The organism is Blastococcus sp. CT_GayMR19 (assembly GCF_004570385.1).
Lineage (GTDB): Bacteria > Actinomycetota > Actinomycetes > Mycobacteriales > Geodermatophilaceae > Blastococcus_B.
The window spans coordinates 1-25,091 of record NZ_SPQL01000014.1; the positions used below are offsets into that span (position 1 = coordinate 1).

Here is a 25,091-nt window from a genome sequence, read left to right on the forward strand (position 1 = left end):
GGAGGCCGCCCGGGCCGAGGCCGCTCGCGCCGGTGAGGCCGCAGCGGCCGCGGCGGGCCCGGGACGGGGCACGTCCGCGCCCGTCGCGCCGGCCGGCTCCTACCAGGAGTACGCCATGGGCAAGCTCGGCGGCAGCGGCAGCGAGTTCACCTGCCTGGAGAACCTGTGGGGCAAGGAGAGCGGCTGGAACCCCAACGCGCAGAACCCGTCGAGCACCGCCTACGGGATCGCGCAGTTCCTGAACTCCACGTGGGCCGGGACAGGCATCGCCAAGACCTCCGACGGCTACCGGCAGATCGACGCCGGTCTCATCTACATCCAGAACCGCTTCGGCTCGCCCTGCGGTGCGTGGGCCCACTCGCAGGCGAAGGGCTGGTACTGAGCGGCCGGACCTGTTCGCTCTGGGGGCGTCGTCCCTGACGTGGGGGTTCTGCCGGACGCCGGAAGCATGAACAACGCCCCCAGAGCCGGGTAGCGCTGCCTCGTGAGCGTGCACATCGGGACGTCGGGGTGGAGCTACGACCACTGGGACGGCGTCCTCTACCCGCCCGGCACCCCGCCGCGGGACCGGCTGGCGCACTACGTGCGGCGGTTCGGGACGGTCGAGCTCAACGCCAGCTTCTACCGGTGGCCCCGGGACGCGAGCTTCGCGAGCTGGCGACGCCGGCTGCCCCCCGGGTTCTCGCTGTCGGTCAAGGCGCCGCGCGGGCTGACGCACGCCAGGAAGCTGTACGCGCCGGAGCCGTGGCTCCCACGGCTCACGTCGGCGTGGCACGAACTGGGCGACCGCCGGGCGGTCCTGCTGCTCCAGCTGCACCCGGGGCACCCGCGCGACGACGTCCGCCTGGAGTACGTGCTCTCCCGGCTGCCGCCGTGGATGCGGGTCGCCGTCGAGTTCCGGCACGGGAGCTGGCACGACGAGGCGGTCTACGCGCTGCTGGAGCGGCACGGGGCGGCCTACTGCGTGATGAGCGGGGCGCACCTGCCCTGCGTCCTGCGGGCGACCGCGTCGTTCGTCTACGTCCGGATGCACGGCCCCGACACCGGTTCCCTCTATGCCGGGTCCTACGGGGAGGCCGACCTCCGCTGGTGGGCCGACCGGGTGGGGGAGTGGGCCGGCTCGGGCCGGGACGTGTTCGTGTACTTCAACAACGACGGCCACGGCCACGCCGTCCGGAACGCCCTCCGGCTCCGGGAGCTCGTGGGCGCCTGACCGCCGCGGGGGTGCCGGTCCCGGGTTCGCCGCCGGGGGCTCCGCGCCCTACGGTCGATCGCATGGCAGGTGAGCAGGAAGGCGCAGGCCCCGAGGCCGGTCCGACCGGTCTGGTCGGCCGGTCGATCGACGAGTTCGTGAATCAACTCCGCGGCTTCAGTGACCGCGCCCGCTCCCTCGCGGGCGCCGTCCCCTCCAGGCTGCACCTGCCCGCGCTGCCCAGCCCGCCCGGCGCCATGTCCGCGGCGCAGCTGAAGGCGATCGCGCAGGCGGTGCGGGCCCAGCGGCAGTCGATCGCGGCGATGCAGGGCCAGCTGGAGGCCTTCGATCAGCAGATGGCCGTGTTCGAGCGGATCCTCGACCCGCTCGTGGAATGGAGCTCGACGTGGGCCCGCCTCGAGGAGGCCGTGGGTGACTTCGTCCGCCGTGACGGGGGCGACCGGGCCGATCCGGCCTAGGGCTCGTCGGGCCAGACCTCCTCGTCCCGCGGACGTCGGCGGAGCAGCCCGGTCACCGAGCCGACCCGCGCCTGGGCCTGCCGCAGGCCGTGGATCAGCGGCAGCAGGTCCTCGTTGATCCGCCGCAAAGTGTCCGGGACGGTGTCGACCGCCGGGTCGTCCAGCACCTTCCCGACGCGCTCGATCCCGGGCCGCAGCGCCCGGACCGGCTCCTCCAGCTCGTCGACGAGGACCTCCAGGCGCTCGGCGATCCGCTGCGCGGACGCGATGGTCTCCCTCGCGATCGTCGTCGCCTCGGTGAGCTCGCGGACGGTCCCGGTGAGGTCGCTCAACGTGCGCGGTAGCTGGGACAGCGCCTCGGTCTGGGTCTGCAGGATGCTCAGGAGCTCGCTGAGCCCGGGGATGCGGGGCATCCCGAGCCCCCGGAAAGGGTCCACGCCCCCACCGTCCGTGACCGGGGCCCCCGCCGCAACCGGTGCACCCTAGAGGGTGAGCCGCACCACCGGCCGGCCCCGCGGCGTCCGGCGCACCTCGGTGAAGCCGGCCCGCAGGAAGACCGGGAGCGGCCCGGGGTAGAGGCCGGCGGCGGGGACGGGCGGGGCGGCGTCCACCGGGTAGCCCTCCACGACTGCGGCTCCGGAACGGCGGGCCAGGTCCACCGCCGCGGCGAGCAGGAGTCCGCTCAGCCCGCGCCGGCGGGCGGGACGCCGGACGACGAAGCAGGTGACCGACCAGACCGACGGGTCCGCGAGCTCCTGCGGCGGCGTGCCGGCGAGCGCGCGCGAGCGGAGCAGCCGGGTGTAGGTGGGCCGCGGCGCGACGGAACACCAGCCGCTCGGCTCGACCGCGACGTAGGCGAGGACGCCGGGCGTCCGCTCGGCGACCTGGTCCCGCAGCGCCTCGCGGTTCCGGTCGGCGAAGGCGCGCTCGATCCGGGCCCCGCGGTAGAACCACTGGCACCAGCACCGGCCGGGGTCACCGGGGCCTGCGAAGACCGCCTCGACGTCGGGCCAGCGGTCCGGCGTGCAGTCGTGCACCGCTGTCCCGGCGGCGCCCGGCTGGTCGGCCATGACCCGGGACTGTGGAAGACGGTCGGCCGGAGGGCAAGCCCCCCGGCCGCGACGGGGTCAGGGCCGTGCGGACTTCGCCGCGTCGGCCTGCTCGAGTCGTGGGTGGTCCTCCAGGTCCGCCAGGGTGTCGTCGCTGGAGCCGCCGCCGTGGCCGTCGTCGTCGAGCATGGTGGCCTCGTCGAAGGGCCGGTCCCCGGCCAGCACGGCGTCGAGCTGCTCGCGGTCGATCTCCTTGGTCCAGGTGGCGACCAGCAGGCAGGCGATCGCGTTGCCCGCGAAGTTGGTGACGGCCCGCGCCTCGGACATGAACCGGTCGATGCCGACGATCAGCCCGACGCCGTCGAGCAGCTCGGGCTTGTGCGCCGACAGGCCGCCCGCGAGCGTGGCCAGCCCGGCGCCGGTGACCCCGGCCGCGCCCTTCGAGGCGATGATCATGAAGGCGAGCAGCGCGATCTGCTCGCCGATCGAGAGCGGGTCGCCCAGTGCCTCGGCGATGAAGAGCGAGGCCATGGTCAGGTAGATGGCCGTGCCGTCCAGGTTGAACGAGTACCCGGTCGGGACGACGATGCCGGCGACCGGCTGGCTCACGCCGGCGTGCTCCATCTTCGCGATGAGCCGCGGCAGCGCCGTCTCGGACGACGACGTCGACACGATGAGCAGGAACTCGCGGGCGAGGTACTTGAGCAGCGTGAAGACGTTGATCCCCGTGACCACCTTCAGGATCAGTCCGAGGAAGACGAGCACGAAGATCGCGCAGGTGACGTAGAAGGCCAGCATGATCACCGCGAGGCTCTTGAGTGCGTCGACGCCGGTCTCGCCGACGACGGCGGCGATCGCCCCGAAGGCACCGATCGGCGCCACCCACATGATCATCGCCAGGACGCGGAAGACGAGCCGCTGCAGGTGGCCGATGCCCCGCAGCACGGGCTCGCCGGCCCGGCCCATCGCCTGGATCGCGAAGCCGACGAGGAGTGCGACGAGCAGGGCCTGGAGCACCGAGCCGTCGGTCAGCGCCGAGAACAGCGTCGTCGGGATCAGCCCGAGCAGGAAGTCGACGGTGCTCCCGCCCTCCTCGGCGGTCTCGGCCAGGGCCGACCCCTGACCGCGCAGCTCGTCGGAGAGCTCGAGACCGTCGCCGGGGCTGACGATGTTGCCGACCACCAGCCCGATGGCCAGCGCCACCGTGGACATCAGGATGAAGTAGCCCAGGGCCAGGCCGCCGATCCGGCCGACCTTCGCCGCCTGCCGGATCGCCCCGATGCCCAGGACGATCGTGCAGAAGATGACCGGGGCGATGAGCATCCGGATCAGCCCGACGAAGGCGGTGCCGAGCCACTTGAGGCCCACCGCGAACTCCGGGAAGGCGAACCCGACGGCGATGCCGAGCAGGACCGCCACGATCACCGCGATGTAGAGCCAGTGGGTCCGGTCGGCTCGCTTGGCGGGCGCTGCTTCCGTCGACTCGGTTCCTGCTGCCATGACGGCTCCTCGTGGTGCGGCCGGGAGCGCGGGCCGCCCTTCGAGGCGCACGGGGCGACGGCGGAGGACGGGAGGCGTGCCACGGGGTCGGGTGTGTACCCGCTACGTTTCGCGGCCCGGCGCCGGACCGCAACCGGTAGCGCGCCGCCGGCAGCCGATCAGAGCCAGGTGAGAACGCGCACCGTCGTCCCGGCTGGGGAGGACCGGACCTGCACCAGGTCGCACAGCTGGTGCACCAGGTAGAGGCCGCGACCGCCCACGGAGTCCAGCGGCGGCGTGAGCCGGCCGGTCAGGGGGTCGGCGAGGTGGCCCGAGTCGCTGAACTCGATGACGACGGCACCGGGCTCCAGCCACATGGCCACCGTCCCGGCACCCCCGCCGTGGCGGATGCTGTTGGTGGCCAGCTCCGAGGCGGCCAGCTCCAGGATCTGGACCTGCTCCTCGGGGAGGCCCACGCGCCGGACGTACTGCGCGACGGTGCGGCGGGTGGCCGGCACGTCGTCCGGGCCGAAGCCGCCGCGCAGGACGGCGTCGGTCGGTTTCGGCAGCGGCGCCGCGAACGCGTCGAGGTGCCCGTCGCGGGCGTAGGAGTCGCTGGGCAAGCGGTCGGCGACGGTGGTGCGGATCGGATGGGTGTGCAGGGCCGCCCGGACCACCGCGCGGGGGAGCCGCACCTCGTCGTAGGGGCAGAGCAGCCGCCAGGCGGGGCCGCCGTCGAAGGCGACGTTGAGCAGCTGCTCGTGCAGCTGGCACTCGACGAACTCGAGCTCGCGGCGGCCGTGGAAGGCCGGCTCACCGATCCCGCGCAGCCGCTGACCGGCCTCCGTGTGCTTCTCGAGCGCCGCCGCCCACACCCCGATGATCCGCGCCGGGTTCGCGCCGATCTCGGCCATGTCGAGGAAGGAGACGGCGACGGCGTCGTCGCCGAGCGCGTCGCGCAGCAGCTCCATCCGGGGACGGGGCTCGGCGACGATCACCGCCTCGTCGCGCTCGAGTCCCTCGCGGATGAACGGCACGAGGCCGGCCAGGAAGCTCTCGTCGTCCCGGTAGAACAGCACCTCGTGCTCGAACCCACCGGCAGGGACCACCTCGCCCAGCAGCGCGGTCATGCGCGGAGCCCCTCGAACGTCACGGGGGCCACGGCGTCGAGCCCCAGCAGCCGCCACATCCGCTGGACCAGCCCGGAGGCCCCGGTCACCCGCAGGGGTCCGCCCAGCCCCTGGGCCCAACGGGCCAGCACGCGGCAGCCGGCCACGTCCACGAACTCCAGCCGGCCGAGGTCCAGGACCATGGACGGGCGGGCGGCCGGGGACTCGGCGAGCACCCGGCTCAGGCGGGTCGCGGTGAAGGCGTCGACGCTCCCGGTCAGGACCACGCGGTCCCGGTCGTGGAAGACGTGGAACGGCGGGACACCCTCGGGCGCGCGCACGACGGGATGGACGGAGGCGACCTCGGTCAGCGCCTCACGGCCCAGGTCCGCCCGGTAGGCGCACAGCGCGGTGAACCCGGAGCCGCTGGCCATCAGGTCGTCCGCCAGGTGCTCCCAGCGGACGAGAGCGGGCCGGCTCACCGGGTCGGCGGCCAGGGCGCTGACCTCGGCGGCCACCCGCAGACCGGTGAACCCGTCGTCGAGCGCCTTCCGGGCGGCCGCGTCGTAGAAGGCGAGCTGCTGCGCCGGCGTGAACCGGCCGGTGCCGTCGTAGACCGTGGCGTGGTCGAGGACCTGGAGCGCGCCCGTGGCCAGGAGCGTGTCCGTGCCGCCGAACGGGAGGGTGTCCCGGTCCAGGCTCTCGATCATCCCGTCGCCGACGACCATCAGGCGCTCGCCGCGCGCCAGCCCGCCGGCGAGGAACCGGGCGGCGGCCGTGGCCAGGTCGCGCGGGTCGTCGTAGACCCAGCAGACATGGTCGGCGGGACCCGGCTCCGGGACCTCGACGACTCGGCCATGGGTGCGCACGAACCCCACGGTAGGCCGCTTCGGTGGGCGGGGACAGGGCCGCCTGGAGTGTCCCCCCGGAGGGGAGTCTCACAGCGCCCGGAGGATGTCCTCCACGCGCTCGCGCGCGTCGCCGAAGAGCATCCGGCTGTTCTCCCGGAAGAACAGCGGGTTCTGCACGCCGGCGTAGCCGGTGTTCATCGAGCGCTTGAAGACGACGACGCGCTCGGCCTCCCACACCTTCAGCACGGGCATGCCGGCGATCGGGCTCGACGGGTCCTCGGTGGCCGCGGGGTTGACCGTGTCGTTGGCGCCGATGACGAGGACGACGTCGGTGTCCGCCAGGTCGTCGTTGATCTCGTCCATCTCCAGGACGATGTCGTAGGGCACCTTCGCCTCGGCCAGCAGGACGTTCATGTGCCCCGGGAGACGGCCGGCGACCGGATGGATGCCGAAGCGGACGTCGACGCCCTTGTCGCGCAGGTGGCGGGTCAGCTCCGCGACCGCGCTCTGGGCCTGGGCGACGGCCATGCCGTAGCCCGGGGTGATGACGACCGACGACGCGTCCTTCAAGAGCTCGGCGACCGACTCGGCGTCGATCTCGGTGTGCTCGCCGTAGTCGCGGTCGTCGGTGCTGGCGGCGCCCTCGTTGCCGAACCCGCCCGCGATGACCGAGATGAACGACCGGTTCATGGCCCGGCACATGATGTAGGAGAGGTAGGCACCCGAGGACCCGACCAGTGCACCGGTGATGATCAGCAGGTCGTTGCCCAGGAGGAAACCCGAGGCGGCCGCCGCCCAGCCGGAGTAGCTGTTGAGCATCGAGACGACGACCGGCATGTCACCACCGCCGATCGACGCGACCAGGTGCCAGCCGAGGGCGAGCGCGATCAGCGTGAGGAGCGACAGGATCAGCAGGCTGGGCTCGAGGACGAAGACCACGGTGAGGACGACGAAGGCGACCAGGGCACCGAGGTTGAGCAGGTTGTGGGCCGGCAGCATCAGCGGGTTGGACTTGATCCGCCCGGAGAGCTTGAGGAAGGCGACGATCGAGCCGGTGAAGGTGACCGCGCCGATGAAGACGCCGATGGAGACCTCGGCGGAGTGGATGCCCAGCAGGCTGCCGGTGACCTCCGTCTGCTCCGCCAGGTTCGCCTCGACCGAGAGGTAGCCGTTCCAGCCGACCAGGACAGCGGCGAGACCGACGAAACTGTGCAGGATCGCGATCAGCTCGGGCATGCCCGTCATCTCGACCTGCCGGGCGCGCCAGAGGCCGATGGCGGCCCCGATCACGACGGCGACGGCCAGCAGTCCGATCCCGAGCGCCGAGACACTGCGCGACGCGAGCCCGATGGTCGCCACGAGGGCGATCGCCATGCCGGCCATGCCGAACGTGTTGCCCGCCTTCGCGCTCTCGTGCCTCGACAGCCCGGCCAGGCTCAGGATGAACAGCAGTCCGGCGACGATGTAGGCCGCGAAGGCGGCGGTCGTAGCGGTCATGTGGCTCAGCCCCTCGTGAACATGCCGAGCATGCGGCGGGTCACGGCGAAGCCGCCGAAGACGTTGATGCTGGCCAGCAGGATCGCGATGAAGGCCAGGGTGGTGACCACGGGGTCGTCGTGGCCGATCTGGAGCAGGGCGCCGACGACGATGATCCCGGAGATCGCGTTGGTGACCGACATCAGCGGGGTGTGCAGGGCGTGGTGCACGTGCCCGATCACGTAGTAGCCGACGACGACCGCGAGAGCGAAGACCGTGAAGTGCTGGATCAGCTCGTTCGGGGAGAACGCGGTGATCGCGAACAGCAGTGCGGCCGCCACCCCGACCACCATGAACTTCCGGGACGGCGGTGGTGGCGCCTTGGGACGGACGTTCTCCACGGCCACGGTGGGGGCCTGGACGGGCGCGGCGGACACCTGGACCGGTGGTGGTGGCCAGGTCTTCCTTCCCTCGTGCACGACGGTCATCGACCGCTGCACGACGTCGTCGAGATCGAGGACGAGCCGGCCGTCCTTCTCCGGGGTCAGCAGCTTCATCAGGTTGACCAGGTTGGTGCCGTAGAGCTGCGATGCCTGGGCGGGCAGCCGGCCGGGCAGGTCCGTGTAGCCGATGATCGACACCCCATCGGGGGTCACCACGATCTCGTCGGCCACCGAGCCCGCGACGTTGCCGCCCTGCGCGGCGGCCATGTCGACGATCACGCTGCCGGACTTCATCGACGCGACCATCTCCTCGGTGATCAGCAGCGGCGCCAGGCGCCCCGGGATCAGGGCGGTGGTGATGACGATGTCGGCGTCGGGGACCTGCTCGGCGTACATCTCGGCGGCGCGGCGGTTGAAGTCCTCGCCCATCTCCCGCGCGTAGCCGTCGGAACTGACCTCCTGCTCGCCGGCGGGCACGGCCACGTACTCGCCGCCCAGGGAGCGCACCTGCTCGGCGACCTCCGGCCGGACGTCCGTGGCGCGCACGATGGCCCCGAGGCTGCTGGCCGCACCGATGGCGGCCAGGCCGGCGACGCCGGCACCGACGACGAGCACCTTCGCCGGCGGCACCTTGCCGGCCGCGGTGACCTGCCCGGTGAAGAAGCGGCCGAAGACGTGGGCCGCCTCGATCACCGCGCGGTAACCGGCGATGTTGGCCATCGAGCTGAGCACGTCCAGCGACTGGGCGCGGGAGATGCGGGGGACGGCGTCCATCGCCAGCGCCGTGATCGGCCGCTGGGCGAGCGCGTCGACGAGGTCGGGGTTCAGCGCCGGGCTGAGCAGGCTGATGAGAACGGCGCCGTCCCGCAGCCGGCCGATCTCGTCGGCCGCCGGGGCGTTGACCCGGAGGACGACGTCGGCCTCCCACGCCTCGGCCGCCGTGCCGACGGCAGCGCCCGCCCCGGCATAGGCCTCGTCCGGGAAGCTGCTGGCCGCGCCCGCCCCCGTCTCGACGACGACGTCGTACCCGAGCCCGACCAGCTTGGTGACCGTCTCCGGGGTGGCGGCCACCCGCGTCTCCCGGGCCTTGTTCTCGCGAGGCACTCCGATGTGCAACGTGGGCGCTCCAATCCTCGGCGGATGGGCGTCGACGCCCACCCGCCACCGGCGGGTCGTTGGGCCGTGCGCGGTGCTGGGTTTCTCGGTGCGTGACCGGATCATGCCTGGTGGGGCCGCGCGATCCCGCGTGGGTCCGCAGATGTGACCGTGATGTGAGATCAGATCAGGCGAGGCCGTTGACGTGGACCCCGGCGGCGCGCAGCTCGTCGATGCCGGTCAGCAGGGTCGCATCCGTCTCGTCCAGCCCGAGATTTCCCAGGGAGCGCACCCGCAGCAGGGGCGTGAGGTCGGTCATCGGGTTCGCCCCGAGCTGGAGCTGCTGGAGGAGCGGGGCGTCGGCCAGTCCCCGGAGGTCGGTGATCTGGTTGCCGAAGACGTCGAGGATCAGCAGCGTCGGGATCGTCCCCAGGGGCGTGGGGTCGGCGATCCGGTTCAGCGCCAGGTCGAGGGTGTCCAGGGTGGGCAGGCCCGCCAGCGGGGCGACGTCGGTGATCGCGTTCCCGCTCAGATCCAGCGTCCGGAGGGCGTCGTGCCCGGCGAGCGCACCGATGTCGGTGACCTGCGCCCCGGCCACGCCCAGGGCGTTGAGCGTCGTCGTCCCGGTGAGGGGGGTGAGGTCGCCGACCGGGTTCTGCGAGAGCCCGAGGTCGAACAGCCGGAGTCCGGCCAGCGGGGCCAGGTCGCTCACCGCGTTGCTGGTCAGGGTGAGCGTGCCCAGGCGCGGCAGCGAGGCCAGTGGCGTGAGGTCGCTGATCTCGTTGCGGGGCGCGTCGAGCTCGTTCAGCTCCGGCAGCTGCTCGAGCCCGGCCAGCGATCGGATCGGGCCGTGCGCCGAGGTCTGCCCGTCACAGGTGAGCTCCGTGACCGCGCCCAGGGCGTCGTACGGGACCACCGCGGTGGCGTCGGGGAGGCCGAGGGCCGCAGCCAGGCAGGCGGCCAGCGCGGGGTCGGCGACCACCTGCTGCACCGTCGGGCCCGGGCCCGCCGGTTCCCCGGAGTTCGGCGGAGCGCACGCGGCGAGGCTGGTCAGCAGCGCCAGGGCTGTCGCGGCCGCCGCGGTCCGGCGGGCACTCGTCGTCACGGTTCGGTACCTCCTGACGCCGGAGGCTAGTTCCGGCGCGACCGCGTCTCGCCACTGACGCGCCGAACGGGGCACGGGCTCCCGCCCGATCGTCACGCGCGGTCACGGGATTCCCGCGTCGTCTCCCCCGAAGGGGGGGTGCGAGCACGTTCGGGTGAAAGTCGGGCCCCCGACCGGCCGAAGGAGGTCGGGACACCGCCGACCGGTGGCGTCGAGGTGAAAACCGAGGGGAGGACCGTGTCCGCCAGCATCAGCGTTCCCGACGGCGACTACGTCCCGTCGGAGATCGTTTCCACGGTCTTCTACAGCGCCACGGTCAGCGACAGCCTGGCCCTCGTCGTCGCCGAGACGGTCGGGGGCACCCAGCGCCTCACCTGGGGCAACGAGGGCGCCGTCCAGCTCCTCGGCTACGGCCTCGACGACCTGCGCTCCCTCCCGGTGGAGCAGCTCTTCCCCACCCTCGGGGGCGGCGAGCTGAAGCTGCTGCTGCGCCGCGAGCGGGCCGCGCGGATGACCCTGCCGGTCCGGACCGCCAGCGGTGCGGTCCTGGAGACCGAGGTCATGACCACGCCGGCACCCAGCGGCCGGATGTGGACGCTGCGCATCATCTCGACGGCCAACGAGCAGGAGCGCGCCCTGCGTGCCACCGCCGACGCGCACGAGCGGCGCTTCTCCGCCCTCACCGAGCGGTCGCCGGTCCCCACCCTGCTCTCGGAGCAGGGCATGCGCCTGGCGCACGTCAACGACGCGTTCTGCAGCCTGGTGGGGCTCCGCGCCGAGCAGCTCCTGGGCACCGGCTGGATCAACACCATCCACGAGGACGACCTCGACGGCGTGATCGAGCAGGTCGCCGCCGCTCTCGACGGTGACGAGGTCGAGACCCAGGCCCGCCTGGTGCGCGACGACGGCACCGTCCGGACGACCGTCATCCGGTTCGCCCACCTGTTCACCCCCGGCGTCGGCGCCGGATTCGTCGGGACGATCGAGGACATCACCGACCGGCTCGCGTTCGAGACCAAGCTCGCGCATCAGGCCAACCACGACCCGCTGACCGGCCTGCCCAACCGCACGCTCCTGGCGCAGTACGTCGCGGAGCGGTTCCACCCCGGCACCAGCGGCCTGGCCTGCCTCTTCCTCGACCTCGACAACTTCAAGGTCGTCAACGACTCCCTCGGTCACACCGCCGGCGACGAGCTGCTCGTCGAGGTGGCCGACCGGCTGCGGGCCACGGTCCGCCCGGGTGACCTCGTCGCCCGGTTCGGTGGTGACGAGTTCGTCGTCGTGTGCGAGCACGTCGACGAGGAGGACGCCGTCGCGCTGGCCGGCCGGGTCTCGATCGCGCTGGCCAGGCCGATGCGCCTGGGCGGTGTCGACATCCGGCCCTACGCGAGCGTGGGCGTCACGGTGCAGACGGCGGAGCACGAGGCCGCCGACGAGCTGATCCGCGACTGCGACATCGCGATGTACCAGGCGAAGGCCGGCGGCAAGGGCCGGGTCACCGTGCTCGACCAGCAGGCCCGCGCCGAGGCCCGCGACAAGCTGCGGCTGGTCGCCGACCTGCGGGACGCCATCGAGCGGCGCGAGATCACGCTGTACTACCAGCCGATCTTCGGCATCGACGACCACGAGCCGGTCGCCGTCGAGTCGCTCGCGCGGTGGAACCACCCCGAGCGCGGCCCGATCAGCCCGGCCACGTTCATCCCGCTGGCCGAGGAGAGCGGCCTGATCGCGGCGCTCGGCCTGCTGGTGCTCGAGGAGACCTGCCGCCAGCTGGCCGAGTGGGACCACCTCCTGGGCGACGTCACGGTGGGGCGGGCCAACGTCAACGTGTCGGCCCTGCAGCTGGACGACAACCTGCACGGTCACGTGGCGGCCGCGCTCGCCCGCCACGGGCTGGACGCGTCCCGGATCTCGATCGAGATCACCGAGTCCGCCCTGATGAAGGACCCGGAGTCGGCGCGCCAGGTCCTGCAGCAGCTGCGCGACCTCGGCGTCCAGCTGGCGATCGACGACTTCGGCACCGGGTACTCGTCGCTGGCCTACCTGCGGCACCTGCCGGTCGACTGCCTGAAGGTGGACCGGTCCTTCGTCGCGGAACTGGCCGACGGACACGCCGAGATCGCCTCGGCCGTCATCGCGCTGGCCCGCAACCTCAACCTCAGCACCGTCGCCGAGGGCGTGGAGACGGCCGAACAGGCCGAGGAGCTCTCCCGCCTCGGCGCCAACTTCCTGCAGGGCTTCATGCTCGCCAAGCCGATGACCGGCGGCCATATCGCGGCCTGGTACGCCGCCCGAGGAGAGACTTCCCGATGACTGTCACCTACCTGCCCGTGCCGGGATCGGACCTGCCGCCGACGACGCCGGCCTTCGACGTCGAGCAGATCCTCGCGAGCATCGACACCATGGCGGCCCAGCGGCCGGTCGCCGCCCAGATCGTCTCGGTGGCCAACTCCGACGACACCAGCGCCAAGGCGCTGGCCCTGATCCTCGCCGGCGACGTCGCCCTGGCCAGCCGGGTCATGAAGCTGGCCAACTCGGCCTACTTCGGGATGCGCGGCCGGGTGGCGTCGCTGCAGTTCGCCGTCACGGTCGTCGGGTTCACGACGGTCCGCACCATGGCGACCGTCGCGCTGGCCAACCTCGACGACGAGTCGCGCCTGCCGGAGGACTTCTGGGAGAGCACGACCAGCCTGGCGCTGGCCGCCTCGACGCTGGCGCCCCGGTTCGGCGAGCGTCCCCAGGACGCGCTCTGCCTCGGCCTGCTGGCCCAGATGGGTGCCGCCCTGCTCCACCACAACGACCCGGAGGGCTACGCGGAGATCGTCGCGGCGGAGCCCACCTTCACCGGCCGCCGGGCGGCCGAGGTCCGCCGCTACGGCCTGAGCAGCCTCCGCCTCACCTCGGTGGCACTCGAGCAGTGGGGCTTCCCGCACTCGATGACCCTGCCGCTCAAGTCGGTGGACGACTACACGTCGATGGAGGGCGGGCTGCTGCGCGGCGCCTTCGAGGTCGCGTCCCGGCTCACCACCGAGGACTACGAGCCCGTGCCGATCGTCCGGCTCACCTGCGGGCAGCTGCGCGAGGACGACCTCGTGCCGATCCTCGACCAGGTGCGCGCCGACGCCGACGAGCTCCGCCGGGCGATGCTCGGGGAGACCCCGGACGACCCGGAGGCCGACCCGGAGGACTGGATCGTCTGACCCCCCACGCTTTCGGTACCGAAAGCGCGGGGCCCCTGCGCAGCTTTCGGTACCGAAAGCCGGACAGGGGCCCCGGGCGGACGGTGCTCAGGCGTACGGGGCGCCCAGCGGGTCGACCGTCTCGTAGCTGTCGACCTTGGCGGCGAGCCGGCCGAGTGCCCAGTCTCCGTCGCCCAGGACGTGGTCGATCGCGGTGAGCCGGCTGGTGTAGTGCCCGACGGAGTACTCCGCGGTCACGCCGATGCCGCCGTGCAGCTGGATGGCCTCCTTGCCGATGTGCCGGCCCGCGCGGCTGACCTGCAGCCGGGCGCGCTCCGCCGCCGAGACGACGTCGCCGCCGGCGTCGGTCACCATCGACGCCCACAGCGCGGTGCTGCGGGCCAGCTCCAGGGACACGTACATGTCGGCCGCCCGGAAGGTGAGCGCCTGGAACTTGTTCAGGGTGACGCCGAACTGCTTGCGGGTCTTCAGGTACTCCGCCGTGGTCCGCAGGGCGGTGTCCATGGCGCCGATCGCCTCGTGGCCGTAGGCGATCCGCGCCTCGGCCAGGGCCCGCTCGACGGCCGCGGTCCGGTCCGGGTGGGTGGGAGAGCCATTGCCACCCAGCTGCTGGGCCGGCGTCCCGTCGAAGCGGACGTTGGCCGCCCGGGTGCCGTCGTGGGTCCGGTAGCCGGTACGGGTCAGGCCCGTCGCGTCCCCCTGGACGAGGAACAGCCCGGTGCGGGCGGGGGCGCCATCCTCGGCCAACACCGCGCTGACCACCAGGACGTCGGCCCGGGCACCGCTGGGCACCGGCTCCTTGACGCCGGTCAGCGTCCAGCCGTCGCCGCGCTGCGTGGCGGTGACGGCCTCGGCTGACGGGGTCCAACGGGCGCGCGGCTCGGCGTGCGCGAACACGGCGAGCGTCGTCCCCTCGGAGATGCCCGCGAGGATCTCGCCCTTCTGCTCCGCGGTGCCGACGGCGGCCACCAGGCCCCCGGCCAGCACCACGGTCTCGATGAAGGGCTCGGGCGCGAGCACCCGTCCGATCTCCTCGGCGACGATCGCCACCTCGATCGGGCCGGCGCCCATGCCGCCGTCCTCCTCGGCGAAGGGCAGGCCGAGCAGGCCCATCTCGGCCAGCCGCGCCCAGGTCTTCTCGTCGTAGCCGGGGTCGGCCCCGACGACGGCGCGGCGCTGCTCGCTGTCTGCGTACGCCCTGGCCAGCAGGCCGCGCACCGCCTCGCGCAGGTCGTTCTGCTCGCTGTCGTAGTCGAAGTTCACTTCTCTGCTCACAACCCCAGGATCGAGCCGGCGATGATGGTGCGCTGCACCTCGTTGGAGCCTCCGTAGATGGAGACCTTCCGGTAGTTCAGGTAGTGCGGTGTCGCGGCGCGGGCCCAGTCCGGCACGTCGGAGCCCTCGTCGGCGAACGAGGCGAGCGACAGCGGGCCGGCGATGTCCACGACCAGCTCGGTGGCCGCCTGCTGCAGCTCGGAGCCACGCAGCTTGAGCACCGACGACGCCGGGTTCTGCTTGCCGCCGGCGGAGTCCGCGACCACCCGCAGCGCGGTGAGCTCCAGGGCGACCAGCTCGTTCTCCAGCTCGGCGATCCGGGCGGCCATGAACGGGTCGTCGAGCAGGGATCGGCCGTCGACGGTGATCGCCCGCGCGTGCTCCTTGGCCTGGACCAGCAGCCGCTTGGTGGCGCCGATGCGCGCAATGCCGACGCGCTCGTTGCCGAGCAGGAACTTGGCGTAGTCCCAGCCGCGGTTCTCCTCGCCGACGAGGTTCTCCGCGGGCACCCGGACGTCTTCGAAGAAGACCTCGTTGACCTCGAAGCCGCCGTCGATCAGCTCGATCGGGCGCAGGGTGACGCCGGGGGAGTCCATCGGGAAGACCAGCATCGAGATGCCCCGCTGCTTCTTCTCCGCGGTCGGGTCGGTGCGGACCAGGCAGAAGATCCAGTCGGCGTGCTGGCCCAGGGTGGTCCAGGTCTTCTGGCCGTTGACCACCCAGTCGTCGCCGTCGCGCACGGCGGTGGTGCGCAGCGAGGCGAGGTCGGAGCCCGCGTCGGGCTCGGAGAAGCCCTGGCACCACCAGATGTCGAGGTTCGCCGTCTTCGGCAGGAAGCGCTCCTTCTGCTCCTGGCTGCCGAAGGCCGCGAGCACCGGGCCGATCATGCTGGCGTTGAACGCCAGCGGCTCGGGCACGCAGGCCAGCTGCATCTCCTCGCGCCAGATGTGGCGCTGCAGCGGCGTCCAGTCCCGGCCGCCCCACTCCACCGGCCAGTGCGGCACGGCGAGCCCCGCGGCGTTGAGCACCTGCTGGGCGCGGACGTAGTCCTCCTTGTCCAGCTCGCGGTGGGCCGCGACGTGGTCGCGGATCTCCTGCGGCACCTGGGTGGTGAAGAAGGTCCGCATCTCCTCCCGGAAGGCCTCGAGCTCCGGGGACAGCTGCAACCGCATCGGTCCTCATTCCTGACGGCGGCTCCACGGGAGCGGGCGCCGTCTCGACGTGTACTCGGACGATCCCACATTCCGTACCGGCCGGTAGGTCCGGGCCGGGGTCGGCGTGCCGGGCCCGCGATCGCCGCGGCAGGGGCCGTCGTCACCGGGCGAGGAAGTGGACGCCGACCCACAGCCAGGTGAGCAGGACGACGGTGCGGCCCGGCGTCCTCCGCATCGCGGCGGCCACCGCATCGGCCGCCGTCACTCCGCGCCCCCGCGTGCGGGCGGCCACGTCCAGCGCGAATGCGCCGAGCAGCAGCAGGCCGTAGCCGAGGGCGGGAAGCATCCCCGTCACCCCGGCCGCCGTCGGTGACGCGGACGCCCGATCAGCCAGGCACCGACCGCCAGCCAGCCGGCCGTGGCCGCGGCCCGGACGAGTGGCTGGGCGAGCACCGGGTCGAGCAGATCGCTGAGTGCCGGGACACGGTCGGTGGCGAGGGCGAGGGCCTCCCATGCCGCGAGCGCGGTGAGCCACGCCAGCCACGGCAGGGCGCTGCGGCCGACCGGCGCGGCCGCTTCCCCCGCTCGCCGGAGGAGCCCCGCGCCGGCCACGAGGAGCCCCGTGGCCGCCACGGCCACGAGGGCACCGGCCGACAGCTCGCCGAACACGGCGACGGCGCACACGCAAGCGGTCCCGGACACCCCGGCGGCGAGCCGGTCGACGCGGCGGAAGGATCGCACCGATGCATGGTCGTCCACGCGCGCGCCGCGGGACCCGGTCGATCACCGGACCGCTGGTGCTCGTGCTCGCCGCCTGGAACAACGTGCTGGTCCCGCGGCTGCCGGACCGGCCGGGGGTGTACGAGGGGGTCAACGGCGCGGCCACCGGCGTCCTGCTCGTGGTCGCCCGGGCGGCCGGGTTCTCCCGCGCCGAGCTCGGGCTCTCGGGCGACCGGCTACGGGCCGGGGCGGCATGGGGCGGCGCAGCCGCGGCGGTGGTCGTGTCCGGCCTGGCCGCCGGTCCGGCGATTCCCTCCCTGCGCCCGCTCCTGCGCGACGCCCGGGTCGCCGGTCTCGGGAACGGCGCGGTGGCCTACCGGGCGCTCCTGCGCATCCCCGTCGGCACCGTCCTGTGGGAGGAGGTCGCCTTCCGCGGTGTCCTGCACGCGGCCCTGCGCCGCGAGCTGCCGCCCCGGGCCGCCGCGGCGGCGGGGGCGGCGCTCTTCGGCCTCTGGCACGTGCAGCCCACCACGGCCGCGATCCGGGTCAACGCACCCGATCGGACGGCGGCCGGCCGACGCGTCGCCCTGCTGCTCGGCTGCACGGGCACTGCGGCGGCCGGAGCCCTGTTCGGCCGGCTCCGGGTGCGCAGCGGCAGCCTCCTGGCTCCGGCGTTGCTCCATCTGGCGGCGAACACGGGCGGCCTGCTGGCATCGGTGGCGACGGCCCGCCGTGGTGCACGGGCCGGGGCATCCTTCGGTCGGCACCGGTCGAGCCGTCCGGTTCCGTGGTGACGTCGAGACGGCGTCGGGTCAGACGCCGCGATCACACGGGAGCAGGCCGCGGTCGACGGCGGCGAGGAGAGCGGCGTGGTCGCGTTCGGTCTGGTCTGCATATCGCCGCGCGAATAGGCAGAGCGCGCGGTCGGCTTTACCGCTCCCGCCGAGGTACCCGGTGATCATCGACGCGCCGCTCGTCCGGGCGTGCCCCTTGGCGAGCAGCAACCCGCAGATGCCGGCGTAGTCGGCCAGTGCGGCGGCGTCGATCCCGTCGACGACGACGGCCCCCTTCATGTCACGGAACTGGCGCACGTAGTACTGGCGCTCGCCGACGGTGGTCCAGCCGAGCAGCGGGTCGCTGACCGTCTGCAGCGCCTGCTGGTACTGCACGACGCGCTGCCCCTGGTGGGCGTGCCACGCCGAGTCGCCGTGCACGTACTGGGCGACGACGGACCGCCGTGCCTGCTTGAGCTGCAGGAAGAGCACGTCGTTCGGACCGGACCCCTCGCAGAGGGCGATGTAGGCGCGGAGCCCGACCGATCCGACCCCGACGACCTTGTGGGCGGCGTCGACGAGCCGGTATCCGCCGAGGACGACTGCCCACTGCGTCCGCAGGGTCTGCAGGTACTCGTCCAGTGCGACCGCGATGCGTTCGTACTGCGCCGGGTCCGGCCGGGTGATGAGCGGCGGCTGCTCCACCAGACGCAGCCCGCCGTCGTGCTGTTCGGTGAACCGGGGGAGCGCGCGGTCACTGGTGCGCCTCCGGGCACGTGCGGCGGCGCCGGCGATCTCGCGCCGGGCGGCGGCGCCCACGGCCGTGCGGTGCAGTTGGTCGAGGTTCAGCCGGTCGTAGGCGCGGGCGAGCAGCGGCTGTGCGGCGAGGTGTGACAGGTGCTCCCGGTAGGAGGTCACGCACCGACGGACCGCTGCGCCGCATTCGTCCTCGGACGACCCGTTCTGCCGGCCCGCGACATGGACGCTCGCAACCAACCGGCGCAGGTCCCACTCCCAGGCGCCGGGATGGGCCTCGTCGAAATCGTTGAGGTCGAAGACGAGGTCGCGCTCCGGCGAGGCGTAGAAGCCGAAGTTCCCCAGGTGCGCGTCACCGCAGATGACCGGTGTGATGCCGGTGGCGGGCAGCCGGGAGAAGTCTGCGGCCATGATCGCGGCGGCACCGCGGAGGAAGGCGAACGGATTGGCGACCATCCGCCCGATGCGTACGGGGACGAGGCGGTCCACCCGGCCCTCGTTCCCCGCGATCACCTGCTGCACGGGGTCGGCCTCCCGGTCGTCCTCGTTCCAGGTCGCCAGCGCCGAACGCGGCACCTGGCGCCGGAGTCGCCTCCCGATCGCGTACCGCTCCGCACGCGACATCGCCTCGTGCCGCAGCGACGCGAACACAGCTCCGTCGGTGGACGCGAGCACCGTGTGCCCGAGGGGGGCCGCCATGGGAGTCAGGGTGGCAGACCTTCGGCGAGATCGGGCCCGCCTTCAGATCGCCTGGTGCGGCCGTCGCGCCGCTCCGGGAAGGTCGGCGTCAGTCGTCGATCGGGAGGCCGGTGTAGTTCTCGGCCAGCTCGCGGGCGGCCGCCTCGGAGCTGCAGACCCGGCGCAGCTGGGAGAGCTGCAGCTCGGCGTCGAAGTCGTCGCCGGAGCGGTGCAGCATCGACGTCATCCACCAGGAGAAGTGGGTGCAGCGCCAGACCCGGGCCAGCGCGCGGTCGGAGTAGTCGTCGACGAGGTCGGTCTGCCGCTCCCTGAGCAGCCGGACGAGCGCCGTGGCGAGCAGCGTGACGTCGGCCAAAGCAAGGTTGAGCCCCTTGGCGCCGGTGGGCGGGACGATGTGCGCGGCGTCCCCGGCGAGGAAGAGTCGCCTGTGCCGCATCGGCGCGCTGACGAACGAGCGCATCGGGAGCACCGACTTCTCGGTGATCGGCCCGGTCTCCAGTTCCCAGCCGTCGAGGGAGAAGCGGGTGGCCAGCGCCGTCCAGATCCGGTCGTCGGACCACTCCTCGATCTTCTCGGCGGGATCGACCTGCAGGTAGAGCCGCGAGACCGACGGGGAGCGCATCGAGTGCAGCGCGAAGCCGTCGGGGTGCCACGCGTAGATCAGCTCGTCGGTGGACGGCGCGACGTCGGCCAGCACGCCGAGCCAGGCGTAGGGGTACGTGCGCTCCCACAGCCGGCCCTCGGTGCGCTCGGTGACCACCGGACGCGAGACGCCGTGGAAGCCGTCGGTGCCGGCGATCACGTCGCACCCGAGCACCTGCGGCACGCCGTCGGCATCGGTGAACCGGATGCGGGGCGAGTCGGTGTCGACGTCCTCGGGGGTCACGTCGGACACCTCGAACAGCAGCGGCGGGCCGCCGTCGAGCTGGGCGGCGATCAGGTCCTTGACCACCTCGGTCTGGCCGTAGACCCACACGGTGCGGCCGCAGAGCTCGGGGAAGTCCAGCTTGTGCCGGGTGCCCGTGTACTGCAGGTAGATGCCGCGGTGCTCCAGGCCCTCCCGGTGCAGCCGGTCCCCGAGCCCGGCGGCGGTCAGGGTGTCGACGGAGTGCTGCTCGAGGATGCCGGCGCGGATCCGGGCCTCGACGTAGGACCGGCTGCGGTTCTCCAGGACGACGGAGTCGATCCCCTGGAGCGTCAGCAGTCGCGACAGCAGCAGACCGGCCGGACCTGCGCCGATGATTCCCACCTGGGTGCGCACAGGGGGAGTGTGACCGGGACGACGTCGCCGGGGGAACCCGCACCCTCCGATCAGCGGAACTCGCGGGTGCGCGCCAGTTCCCGCCCGATCCCGCGCGCCGTCACCTCCAGGACCGGCGCCAGCCGGGCGAGGTCGCGCCGGTGGGGCGGGACGACGACGCCGAGCGCGGCGACGACGACCGTTCCGCCGCCCCGCTCGACCTGCACGGGGACGGCGACGGACGCGGCCCCCGGCGACATCTCCTCGGAGGTGCGGGCGTACCCCCGCCGGCGGACGTCGGCCAGCTCGCGCTGGAGGCGGCCCGGCTCCACCACCGTGCGCGGCGTCTGCCGGGTCAGTGAGTGCAGCGCCCGGTCGACGACGTCCGCGGGGGCCGCGGCCAGCAGGACCTTGCCCACCCCGGTCGCGTGCAACGGCAGCCGGCTGCCGACCTGGCTGACGATCGGCACCGACTCCCGCCCGGAGATGCGCTCCACGTAGAGAGCGGAGAGCTCCTCGCGCACGGCCAGGTGGACGGTGTCCCGGATCGTCGTGTGCAGGTCGAGCATGAACGGAGCCGCGATCTGGCGCAGCTCCATCTGCACCGGAGCCAGCAGGCCGAGGTCCCAGAGCTTGCGGCCGATCTCGTAACGGCCGTCGGCACGGCGGACCAGGGCGCCCCAGTCGGCGAGCTCGGCCAGCAGCCGGTGGGTGGTGGTGAGGGGCGTGCCGGAACGCTCGGAGATCTCGGACAGGGACAGCCGGGGCGAGGTGCTGTCGAAGACGTCGAGGAGGCTGAGGACGCGGGAGGTGACCGAGCGTCCCGGCGCCGCACTGCGGCCGGCCATGGCGGATCCCCTTCCGTCGAGCGGAAGTTCCAGCTTGGGGACCATAGCTGTCGGCCGTACCTTCGGGCTATGACCGGGACCACAATCCGTAGCGAACTCCACCTGCCGCGCTACCTGCGTGAGGACGACGCGCACCGCACGCCCGTCGCGTTCGAGGGGTACCGGAGCACGGGGCTGCGGGCCCCGCTGCGCGCCCCGGTGGACCTGCCCCACCGGCTGACCGAGGTCACCGGCCCGCTGCTGGGCGAGGGGCGCGTCACCGCGGCGGATGCCGACCTGACCCGGCAGCACGACGGCGAGCCCCAGGGGCAGCGGATCATCGTCCACGGCCGTGTCCTCGACAGCGGCGGCAAGCCCGTGCCGCACACGCTCGTGGAGGTGTGGCAGGCCAACGCCGGCGGTCGCTACCGGCACGTGGTCGACAACTGGCCCTCACCGCTCGACCCGAACTTCACCGGCCTCGGGCGCACCCTCACCGACGGCGAGGGCCGCTACGAGTTCACGACGATCAGGCCCGGCGCCTACCCGTGGGGCAACCACGACAACGCCTGGCGCCCGGCGCACATCCACTTCTCGCTGTTCGGGACGGCGTTCACGCAGCGACTCGTCACCCAGATGTACTTCCCGGACGACCCGCTGTTCTTCCAGGACCCGATCTTCAACGCCATCCCGGAGGCAGCCCGGCCGCTGGCGATCAGCCGCTTCGACTACGAGCGCACGGTTCCCAACTGGGCGCTGGCCTTCGAGTGGGACATCGTCCTGCGCGGCAAGGACCAGACGCCGTTCGAGACCGAGGACGACGGGGACATCGCGTGATGACGGTCGAGGGAGCATCGCAGCGAGGCGGCCGCCGACAGGGAGTGAGCATCGCAGCGAGGAACGAGCGAGGAGCGGAGCGACCGCGGAGGCGGCCGTGGACATGGAGCGAGGACCGGATCGAGACCGGAATCGCGCGCGGAGGTGTCGCGTGATGGCGCAGCTGCGCACCACCCCGAGCGCGACCATCGGCCCGTTCCTGGCCATCGGTCTCACCTGGGACGACGGCCCGTACGTCGTCGCCCCCGACGCCCCCGACGCGATCTGGCTGCGCGGCACCGTCTTCGACGGCAACGGCGACGTCGTCCCGGACGCGATGGTCGAGACCTGGCAGGCCGACCCGGACGGCGGTTTCGACCATCCCGACGACCCCCGCGGTGCCGCGGCCTTCCCAGGCTTCCGTGGTTTCGGTCGCGCCTACACCGTCGACGGCGGGCAGTACGCGATCTGCACGCTCAAGCCGGGGCGGGTGCCCGACGGCGAGGGCGGGCTGCAGGCGCCGCACGTCGACGTCTCGGTCTTCGCCCGCGGCATCCTCGACCGCGTCGTCACGCGCATCTACTTCGCCGACGAGGCCGAGGCCAACGCCGAGGACGTCGTCCTGCGGTCGCTGCCGGACGATGCGGCGCGGCGGACGCTGATCGCACGGCCGACCGACGACGGCTACCGCCTCGACATCCATCTCCAGGGGGACCGCGAGACCGTGTTCTTCGCGGTATGAGCGCACCGCCCGGACGGTGCTCGGGTATGAACAGCCCTGTGACCGGGACAGCTGCGTGAGCGGGCTCTTCGACGGCACCTTCGCGCGTGGCGGAGCGGCCGCGGCCGTCTCCGACGACGCATGGTTCCGTGCCCTGCTCGAGGTGGAGGCCGGGCTCGCCCGCGCCGCGGCCGGGCTCGGCCTCGTGCCGACGACGGCGGCCGACGCGGTGACCGCCGCCTGCGCGGACCCGGCGCGGCTCGACCTGGCGTCGGTGGTCGCGAGGGCGGCGGACGCCGGCAATCCGGTGCCGCCGCTCGTGCGGGTGCTGCAGGACGCGGTGGGCGCGCGGGACGCCGTCGCCGTGCACGTGGACGCCACCAGCCAGGACGTCCTGGACACCGCCCTGGTGCTCCTGGCGAGGAACGCGATCGCCGAGATCGACGCCGACCTCGTCTCCGCCGCCGAGGCGGCGGCCCGGCTCGCCGAGCGGCACCGGGACGACGTGGTCATGGGCCGCTCGCTGATGCAGCAGGCACTGCCCACCACCTTCGGGCTGAAGGCGGCCGGGTGGCTCAGCGGCCTGGACGGCGCCCGGCTGCGGCTGGCCGAGGTGGTCGCGTCACTGCCGGTGCAGTACGGGGGAGCCGTGGGCACCCTCGCGGGGGGCTCGGGCTCCGGCGTCGCCCTGCGGTCAGCACTGGCCGCCGAGCTCGGCCTGGCCGACACGGCCTGCCCGTGGCACACGGTGCGGCTGCCGATCGCGGACCTGGCCGGCGCGCTGGGGGCCGCCGCCGGGGTGGTCGCCACCGTGGCGGTGGACGTGGTCCTGATGGCGCAGACCGAGGTCGGCGAGCTGGCCGAGGTCAGCGACGGCCGCGGAGGCTCCTCGGCCATGCCGCACAAGAACAACCCGGTCGCGGCGATCTCCGCCCGCGCCTGTGCCCGCCGAGCGCCCGGCCTGGTGGCCACGTTGCTCGGTGCCATGGAGCAGGAGCACGAGCGCGCGGCCGGTGCCTGGCACAGCGAGTGGCCCACCCTCACCGATCTGCTCGTGGCCGTCGGCTCGGCGTCCTCCTGGCTGGCCGAGAGCCTCGCCTCGCTGCGCGTGGACACCGCCCGCATGGCGGCGACCGTGGCCGCGTCGGGCGAAGGGGCGCTGGCCGGGGCCCTGGCGGCGGCGCTCGAACCGAGCCTGGGCAAGGGCGTGGCGCACGACGCCGCCGCCGACGCCGTGCAGCAGGCCCGGGAGACCGGCCGGCCACTGACCGAGGTGCTGGCCGGCCGGCCGGACCTGGACCTCTCCGCCCTCTCCTCCGCGCCGGACGTCGGCGAGGCGGGCGCGCAGGTCGACGCCGTCCTGACCGAACACCGTTACCTGACCGAGGGAACCCCATGACTGCCGTCGCCGTCTCGTACACCGTGGACGGGGCCGCCGACGCCCCCGTCCTCGTCCTCTCCAACTCCCTCGGGGCGACCCGCGGCATGTGGGATCCGCAGGTACCGGCCCTGGCCGAGCGGTACCGCGTGGTCACCTACGACACGCGTGGGCACGGGGAGTCCCCGGCGCCGGCCGGGCCGTACACGCTCGACGATCTGGTCGACGACCTGGTCGCCCTCCTCGACGAGGTCGGTGCGGAGCGGGCGCACGTCGCCGGGCTCTCGCTGGGCGGGATGACCGCGATGCGGCTGGCCGTCCGCGAGCCCGCGCGCGTCGACCGGCTCGCCCTGCTGTGCACGTCGGCGAAGGCGGATCCGCAGGGGTTCCTCGACCGGGCCGCCGCGGCCCGCTCCGGTGGCACGGCCCCCCTGGCCCCGGTCGTGGTCAGCCGCTGGCTGACCCCGCAGTACGCCGCCGAGCATCCGGATCTGGTCGCGCGGCTGGAGGGGATGATCGCGGCGGCCGACGACGAGGGCTACGCGGCCTGCTGCGAGGTGGTCGCGGACCTGGGTCTGCGGGAGGACATCCGAGGCATCACCGCGCCGACCCTGGTGGTCAGCGGGTGGGAGGACCCGGCCCTCCCGCCGGAGCACCAGAAGCTGATCGCCGACGCCATCCCGGGCGCGGAGCTCGTCTCGGTGAGCCCCGGCGCCCACCTGGCCAACCTCGAGCAGCCGCTGCAGGTGACCGGTGCGCTGCTCGGCCACTTCGACGCGGCAGGAGGGACCCGATGAGCGAGCCGACGACCGACGACGAGCGTCGCGCGGCGGGGATGGCCACCCGCCGGGAGGTGCTCGGCGACGCCTGGGTGGACCGAGCAGTGGCCGGCACGACGCCGTTCACCGCCGACTTCCAGGACTTCATCACCCGGACGGCCTGGGGGGACCTGTGGCAGCGGCCGGGGCTCGCCCGCCGCGACCGCAGCCTGATGACGCTGTCGATCACCATCGCGCTGCGGCACTGGGAGGAGTTCGCGCTGCACGTGCGGGCGGCGAAGAACAACGGGCTGACCGACGAGGAGATCGCCGAGGTCATCCAGCACGCCGCCGTCTATGCCGGCGTCCCGGCCGCGAACCATGCGTTCAAGGTGGCCGCCCCGATCCTCGAGGAACTGCGCGGCACCCCCGCCTGACGGACGTTCTGCGCGACAGTTCCGACGTCACCCCGGGGGACTCTCCGCGCCGGAGGTCC

General features: G+C 73.1%; 26 protein-coding genes. 11 read left to right on the top strand and 15 right to left on the bottom strand.

Annotation, left to right across the window (positions count from 1 at the left end):
- The 3 genes from E4P39_RS17420 to E4P39_RS17430 all read left to right on the top strand — a co-directional run.
- Positions 1 to 382, top strand: a 382-nt coding sequence (locus E4P39_RS17420; protein ID WP_135137851.1) for a transglycosylase SLT domain-containing protein, incomplete at its 5' end; no start/stop codon positions are given.
- Between the two features lie 102 nt (positions 383 to 484).
- A complete protein-coding gene (locus E4P39_RS17425; RefSeq protein WP_135137852.1) occupies positions 485 to 1,213 on the top strand; it encodes a DUF72 domain-containing protein in 729 nt (242 codons plus the stop codon).
- A gap of 62 nt (positions 1,214 to 1,275) precedes the next feature.
- A complete protein-coding gene (locus tag E4P39_RS17430) occupies positions 1,276 to 1,671 on the top strand; it encodes a hypothetical protein (protein WP_135137853.1) in 396 nt (131 codons plus the stop codon).
- Here the strand turns inward: E4P39_RS17430 and E4P39_RS17435 are convergent.
- The 8 genes from E4P39_RS17435 to E4P39_RS17470 all read right to left on the bottom strand — a co-directional run bounded on the left by E4P39_RS17435 (position 1,668) and on the right by E4P39_RS17470 (position 10,278).
- Positions 1,668 to 2,108, bottom strand: a complete 441-nt coding sequence (locus E4P39_RS17435; RefSeq protein ID WP_135137854.1) for a hypothetical protein — start codon at positions 2,106 to 2,108, stop codon at positions 1,668 to 1,670. The genes E4P39_RS17430 and E4P39_RS17435 overlap by 4 nt on opposite strands.
- Before the next feature lie 45 nt (positions 2,109 to 2,153).
- Positions 2,154 to 2,741, bottom strand: a complete 588-nt coding sequence (locus tag E4P39_RS17440; RefSeq protein ID WP_135137855.1) for a GNAT family N-acetyltransferase — start codon at positions 2,739 to 2,741, stop codon at positions 2,154 to 2,156.
- Positions 2,742 to 2,798: 57 nt separating this feature from the next.
- A complete protein-coding gene (locus tag E4P39_RS17445; RefSeq protein ID WP_135137856.1) occupies positions 2,799 to 4,220 on the bottom strand; it encodes a cation:dicarboxylase symporter family transporter in 1,422 nt (473 codons plus the stop codon).
- 158 nt (positions 4,221 to 4,378) lie between these two features.
- Positions 4,379 to 5,329: a sensor histidine kinase gene (locus tag E4P39_RS17450; protein WP_135137857.1), complete on the bottom strand. Its 951-nt coding sequence runs from the start codon at positions 5,327 to 5,329 to the stop codon at positions 4,379 to 4,381.
- Positions 5,326 to 6,177: an MEDS domain-containing protein gene (locus tag E4P39_RS17455; protein ID WP_167761926.1), complete on the bottom strand. Its 852-nt coding sequence runs from the start codon at positions 6,175 to 6,177 to the stop codon at positions 5,326 to 5,328. The genes E4P39_RS17450 and E4P39_RS17455 overlap by 4 nt, the downstream gene beginning before the upstream one ends.
- 69 nt (positions 6,178 to 6,246) lie before the next feature.
- A complete protein-coding gene (gene pntB, locus E4P39_RS17460; RefSeq protein WP_135137859.1) occupies positions 6,247 to 7,656 on the bottom strand; it encodes a Re/Si-specific NAD(P)(+) transhydrogenase subunit beta in 1,410 nt (469 codons plus the stop codon).
- A gap of 5 nt (positions 7,657 to 7,661) precedes the next feature.
- Complete coding sequence (locus E4P39_RS17465) at positions 7,662 to 9,299, bottom strand: Re/Si-specific NAD(P)(+) transhydrogenase subunit alpha (RefSeq protein ID WP_348633824.1); 1,638 nt, start codon at positions 9,297 to 9,299, stop codon at positions 7,662 to 7,664.
- Positions 9,300 to 9,360: 61 nt separating this feature from the next.
- Positions 9,361 to 10,278, bottom strand: a complete 918-nt coding sequence (locus E4P39_RS17470) for a leucine-rich repeat domain-containing protein (protein WP_135137861.1) — start codon at positions 10,276 to 10,278, stop codon at positions 9,361 to 9,363.
- Positions 10,279 to 10,515: 237 nt separating this feature from the next.
- Between E4P39_RS17470 and E4P39_RS17475 the strand changes: the two genes are divergently transcribed.
- On the top strand, positions 10,516 to 12,591 hold the full coding sequence (locus E4P39_RS17475; RefSeq protein WP_245159919.1) for an EAL domain-containing protein: 2,076 nt from the start codon (positions 10,516 to 10,518) through the stop codon (positions 12,589 to 12,591).
- A complete protein-coding gene (locus E4P39_RS17480; protein ID WP_135137862.1) occupies positions 12,588 to 13,478 on the top strand; it encodes an HDOD domain-containing protein in 891 nt (296 codons plus the stop codon). Before E4P39_RS17475 ends, E4P39_RS17480 begins: the two co-directional genes overlap by 4 nt.
- 87 nt (positions 13,479 to 13,565) lie before the next feature.
- Here E4P39_RS17480 and E4P39_RS17485 read toward each other — a convergent pair whose 3' ends face one another.
- From E4P39_RS17485 to E4P39_RS17500, 4 genes are all read right to left on the bottom strand, one after another.
- Positions 13,566 to 14,753 carry an acyl-CoA dehydrogenase family protein gene (locus E4P39_RS17485; protein WP_245159920.1) on the bottom strand — a complete coding sequence of 396 codons (1,188 nt, stop codon included), beginning with the start codon at positions 14,751 to 14,753 and terminating at the stop codon, positions 13,566 to 13,568.
- The gene (locus E4P39_RS17490) at positions 14,750 to 15,925 is read right to left on the bottom strand and encodes an acyl-CoA dehydrogenase family protein (RefSeq protein ID WP_135137863.1); all 1,176 of its coding nucleotides are present in this window, start codon (positions 15,923 to 15,925) and stop codon (positions 14,750 to 14,752) included. Before E4P39_RS17490 ends, E4P39_RS17485 begins: the two co-directional genes overlap by 4 nt.
- 142 nt (positions 15,926 to 16,067) lie before the next feature.
- On the bottom strand, positions 16,068 to 16,253 hold the full coding sequence (locus E4P39_RS17495) for a DUF6186 family protein (RefSeq protein WP_135137864.1): 186 nt from the start codon (positions 16,251 to 16,253) through the stop codon (positions 16,068 to 16,070).
- A 5-nt stretch (positions 16,254 to 16,258) separates the two neighbouring features.
- A complete protein-coding gene (locus tag E4P39_RS17500) occupies positions 16,259 to 16,648 on the bottom strand; it encodes a hypothetical protein (protein WP_245159921.1) in 390 nt (129 codons plus the stop codon).
- A 2-nt stretch (positions 16,649 to 16,650) separates the two neighbouring features.
- Between E4P39_RS17500 and E4P39_RS17505 the strand changes: the two genes are divergently transcribed.
- Positions 16,651 to 17,421 (top strand): CPBP family intramembrane glutamic endopeptidase, encoded by a 771-nt coding sequence (locus E4P39_RS17505; protein WP_135137865.1) that lies wholly within the window; start codon positions 16,651 to 16,653, stop codon positions 17,419 to 17,421.
- Between the two features lie 18 nt (positions 17,422 to 17,439).
- Here the strand turns inward: E4P39_RS17505 and E4P39_RS17510 are convergent, their stop codons facing one another.
- The 3 genes from E4P39_RS17510 to E4P39_RS17520 all read right to left on the bottom strand — a co-directional run bounded on the left by E4P39_RS17510 (position 17,440) and on the right by E4P39_RS17520 (position 20,943).
- Positions 17,440 to 18,855 carry a DUF2252 domain-containing protein gene (locus E4P39_RS17510; RefSeq protein WP_135137866.1) on the bottom strand — a complete coding sequence of 472 codons (1,416 nt, stop codon included), beginning with the start codon at positions 18,853 to 18,855 and terminating at the stop codon, positions 17,440 to 17,442.
- Between the two features lie 88 nt (positions 18,856 to 18,943).
- Complete coding sequence (locus tag E4P39_RS17515) at positions 18,944 to 20,116, bottom strand: 4-hydroxybenzoate 3-monooxygenase (RefSeq protein WP_135137867.1); 1,173 nt, start codon at positions 20,114 to 20,116, stop codon at positions 18,944 to 18,946.
- 50 nt (positions 20,117 to 20,166) lie between these two features.
- The gene (locus tag E4P39_RS17520; RefSeq protein ID WP_135137868.1) at positions 20,167 to 20,943 is read right to left on the bottom strand and encodes an IclR family transcriptional regulator; all 777 of its coding nucleotides are present in this window, start codon (positions 20,941 to 20,943) and stop codon (positions 20,167 to 20,169) included.
- Positions 20,944 to 21,012: 69 nt separating this feature from the next.
- On the opposite strand from E4P39_RS17520, the gene pcaH reads away from it, so the two are divergent.
- The 5 genes from pcaH to pcaC all read left to right on the top strand — a co-directional run bounded on the left by pcaH (position 21,013) and on the right by pcaC (position 25,032).
- On the top strand, positions 21,013 to 21,759 hold the full coding sequence (pcaH, locus tag E4P39_RS17525) for a protocatechuate 3,4-dioxygenase subunit beta (RefSeq protein ID WP_135137869.1): 747 nt from the start codon (positions 21,013 to 21,015) through the stop codon (positions 21,757 to 21,759).
- Between the two features lie 154 nt (positions 21,760 to 21,913).
- Entirely contained in the window at positions 21,914 to 22,480 is a 567-nt protein-coding gene (gene pcaG / locus E4P39_RS17530) for a protocatechuate 3,4-dioxygenase subunit alpha (RefSeq protein WP_135137870.1), read from the top strand.
- Between the two features lie 55 nt (positions 22,481 to 22,535).
- Entirely contained in the window at positions 22,536 to 23,858 is a 1,323-nt protein-coding gene (gene pcaB, locus E4P39_RS17535; RefSeq protein ID WP_135137871.1) for a 3-carboxy-cis,cis-muconate cycloisomerase, read from the top strand.
- The gene (gene pcaD, locus E4P39_RS17540) at positions 23,855 to 24,634 is read left to right on the top strand and encodes a 3-oxoadipate enol-lactonase (RefSeq protein ID WP_135137872.1); all 780 of its coding nucleotides are present in this window, start codon (positions 23,855 to 23,857) and stop codon (positions 24,632 to 24,634) included. The genes pcaB and pcaD overlap by 4 nt, the downstream gene beginning before the upstream one ends.
- On the top strand, positions 24,631 to 25,032 hold the full coding sequence (pcaC, locus tag E4P39_RS17545; protein WP_135137873.1) for a 4-carboxymuconolactone decarboxylase: 402 nt from the start codon (positions 24,631 to 24,633) through the stop codon (positions 25,030 to 25,032). Before pcaD ends, pcaC begins: the two co-directional genes overlap by 4 nt.
- The last annotated feature ends 59 nt before the right edge of the window (positions 25,033 to 25,091 follow it).

What these genes read in the sequence shown, in the direction of transcription:
- E4P39_RS17430 (WP_135137853.1), top strand. Translation starts at nt 1,276, where the DNA reads ATGGCAGGTGAGCAGGAAGGCGCAGGCCCCGAGGCCGGTCCGACCGGT.
- E4P39_RS17440 (WP_135137855.1), bottom strand. Translation starts at nt 2,741, where the DNA reads ATGGCCGACCAGCCGGGCGCCGCCGGGACAGCGGTGCACGACTGCACG.
- E4P39_RS17445 (WP_135137856.1), bottom strand. Translation starts at nt 4,220, where the DNA reads ATGGCAGCAGGAACCGAGTCGACGGAAGCAGCGCCCGCCAAGCGAGCC.
- E4P39_RS17450 (WP_135137857.1), bottom strand. Translation starts at nt 5,329, where the DNA reads ATGACCGCGCTGCTGGGCGAGGTGGTCCCTGCCGGTGGGTTCGAGCAC.
- pntB (WP_135137859.1), bottom strand. Translation starts at nt 7,656, where the DNA reads ATGACCGCTACGACCGCCGCCTTCGCGGCCTACATCGTCGCCGGACTG.
- E4P39_RS17465 (WP_348633824.1), bottom strand. Translation starts at nt 9,299, where the DNA reads ATGATCCGGTCACGCACCGAGAAACCCAGCACCGCGCACGGCCCAACG.
- E4P39_RS17480 (WP_135137862.1), top strand. Translation starts at nt 12,588, where the DNA reads ATGACTGTCACCTACCTGCCCGTGCCGGGATCGGACCTGCCGCCGACG.
- E4P39_RS17490 (WP_135137863.1), bottom strand. Translation starts at nt 15,925, where the DNA reads ATGCGGTTGCAGCTGTCCCCGGAGCTCGAGGCCTTCCGGGAGGAGATG.
- E4P39_RS17495 (WP_135137864.1), bottom strand. Translation starts at nt 16,253, where the DNA reads ATGCTTCCCGCCCTCGGCTACGGCCTGCTGCTGCTCGGCGCATTCGCG.
- E4P39_RS17505 (WP_135137865.1), top strand. Translation starts at nt 16,651, where the DNA reads ATGCATGGTCGTCCACGCGCGCGCCGCGGGACCCGGTCGATCACCGGA.
- E4P39_RS17510 (WP_135137866.1), bottom strand. Translation starts at nt 18,855, where the DNA reads ATGGCGGCCCCCCTCGGGCACACGGTGCTCGCGTCCACCGACGGAGCT.
- E4P39_RS17520 (WP_135137868.1), bottom strand. Translation starts at nt 20,943, where the DNA reads ATGGCCGGCCGCAGTGCGGCGCCGGGACGCTCGGTCACCTCCCGCGTC.
- pcaH (WP_135137869.1), top strand. Translation starts at nt 21,013, where the DNA reads ATGACCGGGACCACAATCCGTAGCGAACTCCACCTGCCGCGCTACCTG.
- pcaG (WP_135137870.1), top strand. Translation starts at nt 21,914, where the DNA reads ATGGCGCAGCTGCGCACCACCCCGAGCGCGACCATCGGCCCGTTCCTG.
- pcaD (WP_135137872.1), top strand. Translation starts at nt 23,855, where the DNA reads ATGACTGCCGTCGCCGTCTCGTACACCGTGGACGGGGCCGCCGACGCC.
- pcaC (WP_135137873.1), top strand. Translation starts at nt 24,631, where the DNA reads ATGAGCGAGCCGACGACCGACGACGAGCGTCGCGCGGCGGGGATGGCC.